Source organism: Clostridium sp. MT-14, from assembly GCF_042436595.1.
GTDB classification, from domain to species: Bacteria; Bacillota; Clostridia; order Clostridiales; family Clostridiaceae; genus Clostridium_B; species Clostridium_B aromativorans.
On record NZ_JBHMIY010000012.1, the window covers coordinates 66,149 to 78,795 of the forward strand.

A 12,647-nucleotide genomic window follows, 5' to 3' on the forward strand; every position below is an offset into this window, starting at 1 on the left:
AGGAAGAGTAAACAATCAACTGTTTTTAGAGAGGGGAATTCATAGGCTGAAATATTCCTCAAGCGAGAGTTGTTGAAAACCACCTTTGAGTTGTATATTGAAGCTTAAACAGTAGATATTTCCGCAGGTCTGCGTTAAGGATTTTAGAGATGGCAGTAATTTAATTGTATCATGTATTTACAGTTATTATTGATGTATGTAACATATATAGAGGGGAATGTATGTTCTGCATTCTTTTGACATTGCTGCTAATTTGGGTGGAAACACGATAAAACTCGTCCCATGAAGGGAATGAGTTTTTATTTTTTTAGCTATAATTTGATACTTTAGCAATTTAGATTATTAAAATAAAAGGGAGGCTGTTAAATGATAAATATAGCAATGCTGGGATATGGAGTAGTAGGCAGCGGTGTAGCTGAATTGATATTGAGAAATAAGGATAAATTTAAAACTGAATTAAACGAAGAACTTGTATTGTCAAAAATTTTGGTCAGAAATCTTGAAAGACATGCAAATAATAAAAACAGGGAACTCTTAACGGAAAATATAGATGACATTTTTAAAGAAAAAGTAGATATTGTAGTAGAAGCCATGGGTGGACTTGATCCATCCTACGAATATGTGAAAAGGGCCTTAAATATGAAAAAACATGTTGTTACAGCCAACAAGGATTTAATTGCAGAATATGGATATGAACTTCTGAGGCTGGCCAGGGAAAATGGAGTTACAATTCATTTTGAAGCAAGTGTAGGAGGGGGAATACCCATACTGAAGTCGATAAATGAGTGTCTTGTAGGAAACCAAATAAAAAGTATAAAATCCATATTAAATGGTACTACGAATTTTATACTATCCAAAATGAACCATAATGGGATGAGCTATGAAAATGCACTAGAACTTGCACAGAAACTGGGCTTTGCAGAGGCAAATCCTGAATCAGATGTAAAAGGTTATGATGCTGCAAGAAAGCTCTCTATTTTGTCCACTATTGCCTATAATATAAGGGTGAGTTGGAAAGATATAAATATTGAAGGAATTACAGAAATTGACAGCGATGATTTTAGGTATGCAAAGTTAAAAAAATGTAATATAAAGCTTCTGGGTATCAGTAAGGTTTTCAATGATCATGTATATGCATCTGTTATGCCTGTCATGGTGAAAGAGGATTCGGTACTTGGAAAAATAGAGGATGAGTACAATGCAATTTTAGTAGAAGGTGATGCTGTAGGAGATGTGATGTTTTCAGGAAAGGGTGCTGGAATGTTTCCAACGGCCAGTGCAGTTTTTGGAGACATAGCAGATATAATTGAACACAAGAACGAAAAATCTATTGTATTCGGTAAAGAAAAAGCAAAGATAAATGGAAGCTGGGGGCTGAAGGGTAAATGGTTTATGCGAATAAAGACAGATAACAGGATGAATGTTATAGAGAGCTTACCTGTAAATTTCAAAAAATGCTATATTTTATCTAATGATTTTTCAGGAAATAAAAATGAGGTGGTAGCTTTTGTAATCTCAGATAATGAAAATGCTGTGAATAATTATATTGAAAAAATAAGAGATAAAAAATGCGTTAAATCAGTAAAAAAAATTTTGGTTCTAGATAAATAGTAGATTGTATTTCTCAAAATAATAAATTTTTATAGATAGGAGTGATATAAGAAATGGCTAAGGTAAGAGTTAGAATACCTGCAACTACTGCTAACATGGGACCTGGATTTGATACTTTAGGTATGGCTTTAAAGTTATATAATGAAATTGAAGTCGAGGAAATAGACAGACCCACAGAAATATACAACAATGATTTGAAATTAGAGAAGGATTTTAAAGATAATCTCATATATAAAAGTATAGCGGAAACTATGAATAGACAAAAATATCCCTACGAGGGGTTTAAAATAAACGTAATTAAATGTGATATACCTATTTGTAGAGGCCTGGGAAGCAGTTCTGCCTGTATAGTTGGTGGAATATCGGCTGCTAATGCAATTATGGGAAACAAGATGAGTTTGGAGAATATAATTGATCTGGCCACAGAAATAGAGGGTCATCCGGATAATGTAGTGCCGGCTACTCTGGGGGGAATGGTTATATCTCTTAGGGTAGGGGAGAAGATAAAGTATTCTAAGGTGACCATTCCAAGTAAATTGAAATTTGTTGCTATGATACCATCTTTTCAAGTTAGTACAGCTCTCTCAAGAGAAGTGCTGCCAGCTACTTATTTAAAAGAAGATTGCATATTCAATATATCGAGATCTGCTATGCTTATAAGTGCTCTTTATAACAGTGAATTTGATAAATTGAGGATATGTTTTGGGGATAGGGTGCATCAGCCTTATAGAAAAAATTTAATAAAACATTCCGAGGCCATATTTAAAAGATCAAAAGAACTGGGATCTATAGGTGAATTTATAAGTGGTTCAGGATCTACACTTATGGCTGTGCTGGATGAAAATGTAGATGAATTTATGAAGTCAATGAAGAATTTCTTAGATAAGTTAGAAGATAATTGGAATATAATGCTACTTGAACCGGATTTAGAGGGAGCTAAGATTGCCAGTTGATGGTTAACGTGCGGATCAAATGGAACATTTGTATTTTTGTATATTGCTTATTGATTAGTGCTATAGAAGATAAGAATATGAAATAAAGGAGTTTTGATTGCTTGTATAGAATTCTAAAATTGATAATTTAATATACAAAAGAGGTGAAGCTATGCTTGATGTTGAAATGATGCTTAGAGATGATATAGAAATTTCTAATGTGCATCATCGGGATTTAATCGAGATAAAAAAATGGATGGAGATGAAAAATGCTTTTGCCAGAGAGGAGACAGATCTAGATAAACTTACAGAAAGATTTTTGGAAAGCTATATAAGTGAATGTGAATTTTTTTTGAAGATAAAAAAAAATAACAAATTAGCAGGTATATTGAAGGGAAGGATTGAGTTCAAAGTTGAAAATGAACTCTGGATATGGTTTTTCTATCTGGATAAAATATACGATGATTTGAGGGACTTTATAATAATTGAACTTATGAATTATTTTTCAAAAGAATATAATGCGACTGTTTTCTTTACGAGAGTAATTAAAAACGAAATTGAAAATTTGAATTTTTGGAAGCAAATGGGATTTAAAACAATTAGAATGGTAAAAAATTTTTACAATGTAAATGATAGATATATGGATATGATAATTATGGGAAAAGTTAATGGCTAAAGGTAATATTTTTTTTTACACCCTAATAATATATATAAATAGCATAAAGTAGGGGTGAAAAAAATGAAGTACACACGATACGATTTAAAAAAGGATAATAGTACTAAAACTTTTGTGATTTTTATATTTATAATACTTTTGTCAGCATTTATATTGGGAACTTTTATATTCCAGATTATAGTAAAGAACCCGGTTAACCTGGGTTATACCAATACATCCCAAAATAAGACAGAAAGTGAATATGAAAGTAATTCAGTTTTAAAAAATGAAGATGTAAAATTTGTAGCTGTTCAGGGCGGTATTTACAAGGATAGAAATAATGTGGAGAAAGAAAAAGAAGTGCTTTCTAAACATGGAATACCATTTTGTATCACGGAATCGGGTAAAACAAGAGTATTTTTAGGAATTTTTTCAGAAGATGATGCGGATAAAATTATGAAATCTCTTAGAGAACAAAATATTGAAACTTCCCCAAAGGTGTTTACGATAAAACAGGATGATATATGTGATACTGAGATAATTCAGATAATAGATGCAAACTTGAAGATACTGAATAAACTTTCCTCAGAAGATGTAAAATCAATACAGACTGTAGAATTAAAAAGATGGTGCTCTTCTATTGAAAAAGGAGAAGCAGGAAATTATAGGAATAAATCGATCTTAAAAGAATTGAAGGAATATATAAATAAACTTCCTAAGGAAATAACAAAGGATAATAATGATGAGAATTATGTTTATTTATTTAATGAGTTGAATAAAATAGGCTCTAATTAAGTTTAAAATATTCTAAATATGGTTATTATCGGCAATGGCTAGTAAGGGTATATTTATACCAGTACCTGCCATTTTTATATTAAATTTAAAAAATTTTTTTAACAATAATATATTTACTTGTTTATGTATTTATTAAATGATAAACTATATAAGATATATCATTAAGGTAGGGGATTTTATGTGAAAGAAGCAGGGAAAAAAAGAGGACTTTTATGGCTTTTTATATTTCTGGGAGCTATATTGGGCAGTGTTCTTGGAGATGCAATTGGGAATAATTTGGACTTTCTAAGCCTTCTTAAAGACTCTTATTCGGTTGGAATGCCTAAACCACTGGTATTAAATCTTAAAGTTTTGGCAGTGACTTTTGGTGTAGATTTTAAAATAAATATTATGACTATAGTAGGAATAATTATGGCTATAATATTATATAGAAGGTATTAGGAAGTGATAACTTGAAAATTGTATTGGCTTCAGCCTCTAGCAGGAGAAAAGAGCTTTTAAAAAGATTAGTAAAGAGCTTTCAAGTAATAGTAAGTGATTTTAATGAAAGTTCTATTGTATTTCATAAAGACTGTGCTTCATATGTTATGAAATTAGCTGAGGGCAAGGCGAAAAATGTATGTGATAAATGTACAGATAGGGATTTAATTATAATAGGGTGTGATACAGTAGTATTTTTTAATGGAAAGATAATGGGGAAACCCAGCAGCGGCGAAGAGGCTTTTTATATGTTAAAATCCTTAAGTGGAAATGAACACAGAGTATATTCAGGGATATCGGTTATAGACAAGAGTTCAAATAAAATCTATAACGATTTTGTATGTACTACTGTAAAATTTTCTGAAATAGATGATAGGCAAATAGAAAAATATTTAAAAACTGGAGAGTACATAGATAAGGCAGGATCCTATGGCATACAGGGTTATGGAGGAATTTTCGTAGAGGAAATTTGTGGATGTTATTATAATGTGGTAGGATTACCTTTAAATAAGTTGTATAATATGTTAAGTAGGATGGGGGTAAATTTATAATAGGGAGTTTTTAAATGAAAGACATGTTAAAAATTATGGATTTACCAGAAAATGAAAGACCACGGGAAAGATTATTCAGATATGGCTCAGAAGTGCTGTCCAATGCAGAGCTTTTAGCTATAATACTTGGATGTGGATCCAAGAAAGAAAATATAATATCCTTGAGTAATAGAATTATAAGAAACAGCGGGGGACTAAATGGGATTCTCAATTCTACAACGGAAGATCTCACAGATACTTGTGGTATTGGAAGAGCGAAAGCTGCTAAGATAATGGCGGTGGTGGAACTGTCAAAGAGATTTAGATCCTATAGGGGCGGCAGTGATTATAAAATATGCAGTCCTGAGGATGCAGCAATGTTGGTTATGGAAGAGATGAAAGAATTGAAGCAGGAATATCTCAAAGTCATGATATTAAACACCAAGAATGTAGTTATGGGAATTAAGAATGTATTTGTTGGAAGTTTAAATTCTTCCATAGTCCATCCAAGAGAAGTATTTTTTTATGCCATAAAAAAGAATGCTGCTTCTATAATAGTTTGTCATAATCATCCCTCTGGGGATCCATCACCCAGCAGTGAAGATATAAATGTAACTTATAGATTAAAAGAATGTGGTGAACTTTTAGGTATAAAGTTAATTGACCATTTGATAATAGGCGGGGGAATATACGTGAGTTTAAAAGAAAAAGGAATTTTGAGTGATTGAAAGGAGAAAATATAAATGGGATTTTTTGGAATGTCAAGAGATATGGGAATTGACCTTGGAACAGCTAATACTTTAATATATGTTAAAGGAAAGGGAATAGTACTTAGGGAACCTTCTGTAGTAGCTATAAACAGTGACGTTAAGAAGGTCATGGCAATAGGCAATGAAGCCAAGGATATGATAGGAAGAACGCCGGGAAATATAGTGGCTATAAGACCTCTTAAAGATGGAGTTATTGCCGATTTTGATGTTACACATGCTATGCTGAGAAAATTTATAGAAAAAGTAAGCCCTAAATCTGCATTTGCAGGTCCTAGAATTTTTGTGTGTTTTCCCTCAGGAGTTACTGAAGTGGAAAAAAGGGCTATAGAAGAAGCCACAAAACATGCAGGTGCTAGAGACGTGCTCCTTATGGAAGAGCCTATGGCGGCTGCTATTGGAGCTGGCCTGCCTGTAAACGAACCAACGGGAAGCATGATTGTGGATATAGGAGGAGGAACTACAGAAGTTGCCATAATATCATTGGGAGGAATTGTAACGAGCAAGTCTTTGAGGATTGCAGGAGATGAATTAGATCAAGCTATAATAAGCTATATAAAAAAGGAATATAACCTGATGATAGGAGAGAGGACGGCAGAAAACGTAAAAATTGAATTGGGTTCGGCTTTTGATATGGATGAGAATAAATCCATGGAGATAAGGGGCAGAGATTTGATTTCAGGATTGCCTAAGGTCATAAATATAACTGAAACTGAAGTCAGGGAAGCCTTAAAAGAACCTATAATAGCCATAATTGATGCTATAAAGACTACACTTGAAAAGACACCTCCAGAACTTGCATCGGATATAATGGACAAAGGAATTATGCTGGCGGGAGGAGGAGCTATGCTGAGAGGACTGGATTTACTGATAAATCAGGAGACCCATATGCCTGTTCATATAGCTGAGTCACCTCTTGACTGTGTTGCGCTTGGTGCAGGGAAAGCTCTAGATACTATTGATAAGATAGTAGCCAGTAGAAAATAGTGATAGGTTATGAGATTTTTAAAAAATAAGTTGATAGTAACTATAATAATACTTTCGATTGTATTTTTATTTCTAATTCCTTTTAGTATCAAGGGCGGCAGTGGATCGGTTTTAAGAAATGGAATAGGTGTTACTTTTAGTTCAGTTCAGGGAGGTTTGTATAAGTTTAATGGTGGGCTGAAAAATTTCATAAGCTTTCTCATAAATTTTTCTGAAGTAAAGAGTGAAAATGAGGAATTAAGTAAGGAAAACAGCTCATTAAAAAATAAACTGGTAGAATATAATACCTTGAAAAGTGAGAATTCACAGCTTAGAAAGGAACTTAATTTCAAAAAACAAAGGGCAGAATATGACTATATAGGCTGTGACATAGTAGGCAAGAGCAGTGATGGAATTCTAGACGAACTTGTAATAAATAGAGGAAGTGCAGATGGTATAGAAAAGCAAATGGTGGCTGTTACCGCAGAAGGTCTTGTAGGTCAGGTTGTTCATGTAGAAAAGAGTTGGTCTATAGTTCAATGTTTGACTAACGAAAATTTGGCGGTAGGGGGTACTATTGCAAGAGCAACGGCGGATACAAATGGAGTAGTAAACAGCGGCATTGTAAAGGGATATAAGGGCAGTGAAGATAAATATTTAGCTAAGCTTTACTACTTACCTCAGGAATCCACTATTAAAAAAGGCGATGAAATTTTAACTTCAGGAATTGACAATTCATATCCTCAGGGAATAAGAATTGGATCCGTAATAAGCGTAGAAGATGATAAGGGAAAGGTAATGAAAAATGCTGTGATAAAACCTTATGTGAATTTTGATAAAATTCAGGAGCTGTTAATAGTGGTTCCTAAGAATAAAATAGATATTAAATACTAGGGTGAGATAAAATGAAAAAAATATTAGTTCTTGTTCTCTTATCAATTTTATTATTTATTTTAGACAATGTATTGATGCCTTTTTTTGCTGTAAAAACATTTTATCCAAGTTTATTGTTGATTTTTATAATTTGCTATTCTATTGTAAATGGAAAATGGGAAGGATTATGGTTGGGAATATTTGCAGGAATCCTTCAGGATATATATTTTTCCCAGGGAATTGGAATAAATTCTTTTACCAATATGATAGTGTGTATTATGGCGGGAGCAATAGGAAATAGTATATTTAAAGAAAAGAGAATCATCCCCATTATTTCTTGCTTTTCGCTAATCCTTTTTAAAGGAATTTTAATATGGAGTATTCTCTACTTAAGTAAAGTATATGTAAATATGTCAAATGTATTTTTCTCTGCTATTTATGATATGATTCTGTGTGTTTTTATATATAAACCAGTTTATAATTTTTGTAGAAAAGATTATATGCAGGTTAAATGGAAATTTTAAAATAAGGAGAAAAATTTATAAAAGTGGAGGTGGTACCTTGTGAGGGAAAAAATGCACTCTAGTATGACAAGATACACTGCGCTCATTATAATTATGTCAGTTGTCTTTACTACTATAGCGGGAAGGCTTTTCTTTCTTCAGGTAGTAAAGGGACAGGAGTATAAAGAACAATCTAATAATAAATCCATAAGAGAAATTCCAGATATAGCTCCAAGAGGAAAGATTTTGGACAGTAAAGGCAGAATTTTGGCTACCAGTACTCAGGGATATATGCTGGTGTATAACCAGACAGATGACAATGATGAAGTTTTTTTCACTACTATGAGCAGGGTGTTTAAAATATTGGATGACAGCGGTGAAAGTCAGCAGGATGATTTTGAGCTCAAGATAAATCCCTTTAAATTTGAATTCAGAAGTGACGATGAGGAAACCAGGAAAAATCTTGAAATTAAATTTAAAAGGGACAGGGGATTGAATGAGGATATCGAGAAAAGTATTAAAAGCAGAAATAAAAATATTTCTGATGATGAGCTAAAAGTTTTAGTCAACAAAGAACTTCTGAAGATATCTCCGGAAGATACTTTTAAAAAACTTGTAAAACAGTACAACATCAGCAGTGCCTATTCACTTGAGCAGCAGAGAAGGTTTATGATTGTAAAGGATACTTTGAAAATGCAGAGCTTTTCCGGATATAAGCCTGTGACAGTGGCCAGCAATATAAAAAAGGAAACCGCTTTTAAGTTTTTACAGATGTTAAATGAACTTCCGGGAATAGATGTAACTACCCAGCCTATAAGGTCTTATCCCAACGGCAATTTGGGATCCAACTTTATAGGATATATATCGAAGATATCTTCTGACTATGAAAAGTATACGGAAAAAGGATATGACGTGAGCAGTGATTATGTAGGTCAGGCAGGAATTGAAGGAGCTCTTGAAGATAGACTGAAAGGTTCAAAAGGTGGAAGAATAGTAAAACTCAATAAAAATGGAAGGATAACTGAAGAACTTGGAAAAAGGGAGCCCTATCCGGGTCAGACGGTACAGCTTACAGTAAATAAGGATGTTCAAAAGGCAGCAGAGGCTTCTCTTGAAAATACACTGGCAAGTCTTAGAGCTAATCCATATCAGATGAGGCGTTCCAACACTTCAAATGCTACGAGGGGCACTGCAGTGGTAGTTAATGCGAATACAGGAGCTATAGTGGCAATGGCACAGGTGCCGCGGTATAATCCAAATGATTTTGCTGTTCCAGGAAGATTGACTTCGGAAATGTACAGCCAGTACTTCAACCCTGATCTAGAACAATTTGGTAAAAATTATATTGAATCACGGGGTATTACAGGTAATTATCCAGGGGAAAGTGAGGATGAAGTGCTGAACACCCTTTTCCCGGTAGACAAAAGTATAAAAAACAACACCACTATAAGAAAAGATGTCTATGATATATATCCAAAGCCATTTTACAATTATGCCACACAGTCTCTTATACCTCCAGGATCCACTTTCAAGCCTATGACGGCTATTGCAGGACTTGAAACCGGTGTTATAACTCCTGATTTTACCGTAGATGACGAGGGCTATTTCTATCAGGGAAGTAAAAAGGTAAATTTTGAATTGGATGGTCCCAATGGAGTTGTAAATCTCATAACTGCCATACAGAAATCCAGTAACCCCTACTTTATGACGGTGGCGGAAAAACTCAGGAATGCCTTTGGAGACGATATTCTGGCCAAATATGCATGGAAATTTGGACTTGGTGTAGATCCAAACAGCAGTGTTAAACCAACTACGGGAATAGAGATACCGGAAAAGTTTGGACAAGTATATAATACTGTTTCAAATAAAAACACCTATGCCAATACCTATCTCTGGAAAACCATGTCCATACTTAAAAACGGGCAGGATGACTACGGCCACAAGGTTGTTACTGTAGATTTATATGACAACAGCGGTGATTCAAAACAGACTACTTCAATTAAAAACAGCATTAAAACACTCATAAAGGATTCTATAAAAAGTGGGAAAAAATCTTTTGACAGGTCAAAATATAAGGAATTGTTTTCGCAGCTTGCACTAGAAGATCCCAACAATAAAAAAGATATCAGCAGCAGCCAAATGGACAATTTAATAAATGTGATATACAGTATAACTATTTCGGATGCCAATGCCCAGCTGAAGGTTCCTGCCAACATAGAAAATGCAGCCATAGGTCAAGGACTGAATCAGTTCACACCTCTCCAAATGGCAAATTATGTTGCTACTATTGCCAACGGCGGAACCAGGTATAAACTGCATCTTGTGGATCAGTATTTGGATGCGGATGGAAAAGTTATTGAAAAAGTTAATCCAGAGATTATAGAAAAAACTGGAGTTAGTTCTGCTAATTTGGAGACTGTTAAAGCGGGGATGAGTGCTGTTAATGAAAAAGGTACGGCAGCAGCCGTATTCAGCGGATTTCCTATAAGTACTGCAGGTAAAACAGGTACTGCCAGCTTTGCTAATCAAGAGCAGGTGGGAAGGACCGACTATGCTGAGTACGTTGGATTTGCCCCAATCGACAAACCTCAGATAGCTGTATGTGTGGTCTTGTTTGACGGTGGTCAGGGAGGAGTGGGAGCAGCCTCTGTAGCTAGAGATATCTATTCTGCATATTTTACTTCAAATGGTACTATAAGCGGCTCCACTACTACTGGAACAAAATAGTGAATAAAAGTAATTTGCGAATAGACTGATCTATTCGCAAATTTTATGTCATAATAGCTTGATACCAGGTGGTATTTAAAAAATAAAGACGGAATTTAAGAAGGAATTATACAAAAAGTGTTGAATTACTATTTTAGAGGTGACTTATGGAGGCTGGTATGATAGATAATAATATAATGGTTAAAGGCAACCGAGATGGAATAAATATAATAATAAATATGAATAAATTTAAGGATTTTGAAGAGATGCTGGAATCTTTAGTTAAAAGACTTTCTGTTGGAAGTATGTTTTACAAAGGATGTACTATTAAAATAACTACGGAATTGGAGTACATAAATCAAAGACAGTTTGCTAAATTGAAAGATGTATTATTTGAAAAATTCTTGGTGAAAGATTGTATATTTGAAGACAGCAATGAAAAACCCAATAAAATATTTTCAGGAATTTATGAGGGAAGGACTAAGTTTCTAAGAAAAACTGTAAGAAGTGGACAAGTTATAAATTATTCGGGAAATATAGTGGTAATTGGGGATGTGAATGCTGGCTCAGAAATATATGCAGGTGGAAACGTAATAGTCTTCGGATCACTGAGAGGATATGTTCATGCTGGATTTGGGGGCAACTCTAAAGCCATAGTTGCATCGATTTGCCTTCAACCGGAAATGCTTCAGATTTCAAATATAGTTACAAGATCTCCCGAGGATAATATTAAGCCTGAATATCCTGAAGTAGCCAGAATAAGGGGAAATACGATTGTAGTGGAACCGTATCTTCCCAATAAATATGTCTAAAATTAATAAAACTGATGAATACAGTCAATAAAAATACACAGATAGGCTGCTATCCGTGTATTATAATCATCATTTTAAGTCTTTGATTTGATTTTTAAGATTTTTAATTTGGTCTTGTTTTTCCTTTAAGGATTCAAGATTCTGTTGTTGTGCTGCAATAGTAAGTATATTAGCTGCAACGGCAGTTAAAAAATTACCTAATACGTTATTATCGTCAGATGATTTTCCTTCTGTAAGAGGAAAATTTTAATAAAGATAAATTGATTGCCATGGCAGGAGGATTGTATATCCCATTTGCCTCTATGGCAATTTGTTATGTAATTGCAGTGATAATTTCTAAAGTCATCAAAGTTAAAAAAGGCAGAATTGGCACCTTTAGATCTATGTTCTTTGTATCCAATTCCATATTCATTGGCCTGCCGGTGAACATGGCCTTGTTTGGGACAAAGAGTATACCTGATGTTTTACTGTATTATATAGCTAATACTGCATTTTTTTGGACAATCGGTGCCTATGAAATAAGCAGAGATGGACAAGATGGTACTGCTAAGATATTTTCAGTTAATACACTGAAGAGGATCATGTCGGCACCACTGATAAGTTTCATATTGGCAGCTGTATTGGTGTTGCTGAACATTCGTCTTCCCAAATTCCTCATGGATACGTGTAAATATTTTGGAAATTTAACTACTCCTTTAGCCATGATATTTATAGGTATAACTATTTATTTTGTCAATTTTAAAGAGTTAAAACTAGGGAAAGATGTGCTGGCGATAATTGTTGGAAGGTTTTTTGTTTGTCCGGTGGTAATGCTTTTATTATGTAACGGCTCAACTGTCCCCATGCTTATGAAAAATGTATTTGTGATTCAGGCTGCTATGCCCGTTATGACAAATACGGCCATAGTCTCAAGAAGCTATAATGCAGATTACAAGTATGCTACAGTGAATACGGTTATAACAACTATTGCGAGCTTGCTAGTTATCCCCACATACATGTTAATATTAAATTAAGTAA

The 12,647-nt window shown here is 33.9% G+C and carries 13 protein-coding genes and 1 other annotated feature (1 of these 14 cut by a window edge); all 13 genes read left to right on the forward strand.

Features of this window, described 5'->3' with window-relative positions; all coding sequences use genetic code 11:
- Positions 1–286, forward strand: a binding site (T-box leader); it begins 15 nt to the left of the window's first position.
- 80 nt (positions 287–366) lie between these two features.
- The 13 genes from ACFHWD_RS10385 (at position 367) to ACFHWD_RS10445 (ending at position 12,643) form a co-directional block, all read left to right on the forward strand.
- Positions 367–1,611, forward strand: coding sequence for a homoserine dehydrogenase (locus tag ACFHWD_RS10385; protein WP_150358771.1), 1,245 nt, complete (start codon positions 367–369; stop codon positions 1,609–1,611).
- A gap of 53 nt (positions 1,612–1,664) precedes the next feature.
- Complete coding sequence (thrB, locus tag ACFHWD_RS10390; protein ID WP_150358772.1) at positions 1,665–2,564, forward strand: homoserine kinase; 900 nt, start codon at positions 1,665–1,667, stop codon at positions 2,562–2,564.
- 151 nt (positions 2,565–2,715) lie between these two features.
- Entirely contained in the window at positions 2,716–3,219 is a 504-nt protein-coding gene (locus tag ACFHWD_RS10395) for a GNAT family N-acetyltransferase (protein ID WP_378061759.1), read from the forward strand.
- 63 nt (positions 3,220–3,282) lie between these two features.
- Positions 3,283–3,993: an SPOR domain-containing protein gene (locus tag ACFHWD_RS10400; protein ID WP_150358774.1), complete on the forward strand. Its 711-nt coding sequence runs from the start codon at positions 3,283–3,285 to the stop codon at positions 3,991–3,993.
- Between the two features lie 180 nt (positions 3,994–4,173).
- Positions 4,174–4,434, forward strand: a complete 261-nt coding sequence (locus tag ACFHWD_RS10405; RefSeq protein WP_150358734.1) for a DUF4321 domain-containing protein — start codon at positions 4,174–4,176, stop codon at positions 4,432–4,434.
- Positions 4,435–4,445: 11 nt separating this feature from the next.
- Positions 4,446–5,024, forward strand: coding sequence for a Maf-like protein (locus ACFHWD_RS10410; RefSeq protein WP_150358735.1), 579 nt, complete (start codon positions 4,446–4,448; stop codon positions 5,022–5,024).
- A 14-nt stretch (positions 5,025–5,038) separates the two neighbouring features.
- The gene (gene radC, locus ACFHWD_RS10415; protein WP_150358736.1) at positions 5,039–5,731 is read left to right on the forward strand and encodes a DNA repair protein RadC; all 693 of its coding nucleotides are present in this window, start codon (positions 5,039–5,041) and stop codon (positions 5,729–5,731) included.
- Between the two features lie 15 nt (positions 5,732–5,746).
- Positions 5,747–6,757: a rod shape-determining protein gene (locus ACFHWD_RS10420; RefSeq protein ID WP_150358737.1), complete on the forward strand. Its 1,011-nt coding sequence runs from the start codon at positions 5,747–5,749 to the stop codon at positions 6,755–6,757.
- A gap of 9 nt (positions 6,758–6,766) precedes the next feature.
- The gene (gene mreC, locus ACFHWD_RS10425; protein WP_150358738.1) at positions 6,767–7,630 is read left to right on the forward strand and encodes a rod shape-determining protein MreC; all 864 of its coding nucleotides are present in this window, start codon (positions 6,767–6,769) and stop codon (positions 7,628–7,630) included.
- Between the two features lie 11 nt (positions 7,631–7,641).
- Entirely contained in the window at positions 7,642–8,133 is a 492-nt protein-coding gene (gene mreD, locus ACFHWD_RS10430) for a rod shape-determining protein MreD (RefSeq protein ID WP_150358739.1), read from the forward strand.
- 51 nt (positions 8,134–8,184) lie between these two features.
- Positions 8,185–10,839, forward strand: a complete 2,655-nt coding sequence (locus tag ACFHWD_RS10435; protein ID WP_378061784.1) for a penicillin-binding transpeptidase domain-containing protein — start codon at positions 8,185–8,187, stop codon at positions 10,837–10,839.
- A gap of 158 nt (positions 10,840–10,997) precedes the next feature.
- Entirely contained in the window at positions 10,998–11,630 is a 633-nt protein-coding gene (gene minC / locus ACFHWD_RS10440; protein ID WP_150358740.1) for a septum site-determining protein MinC, read from the forward strand.
- Positions 11,631–11,890: 260 nt separating this feature from the next.
- Positions 11,891–12,643, forward strand: coding sequence for an AEC family transporter (locus tag ACFHWD_RS10445; RefSeq protein ID WP_378061764.1), 753 nt, complete (start codon positions 11,891–11,893; stop codon positions 12,641–12,643).
- The last annotated feature ends 4 nt before the right edge of the window (positions 12,644–12,647 follow it).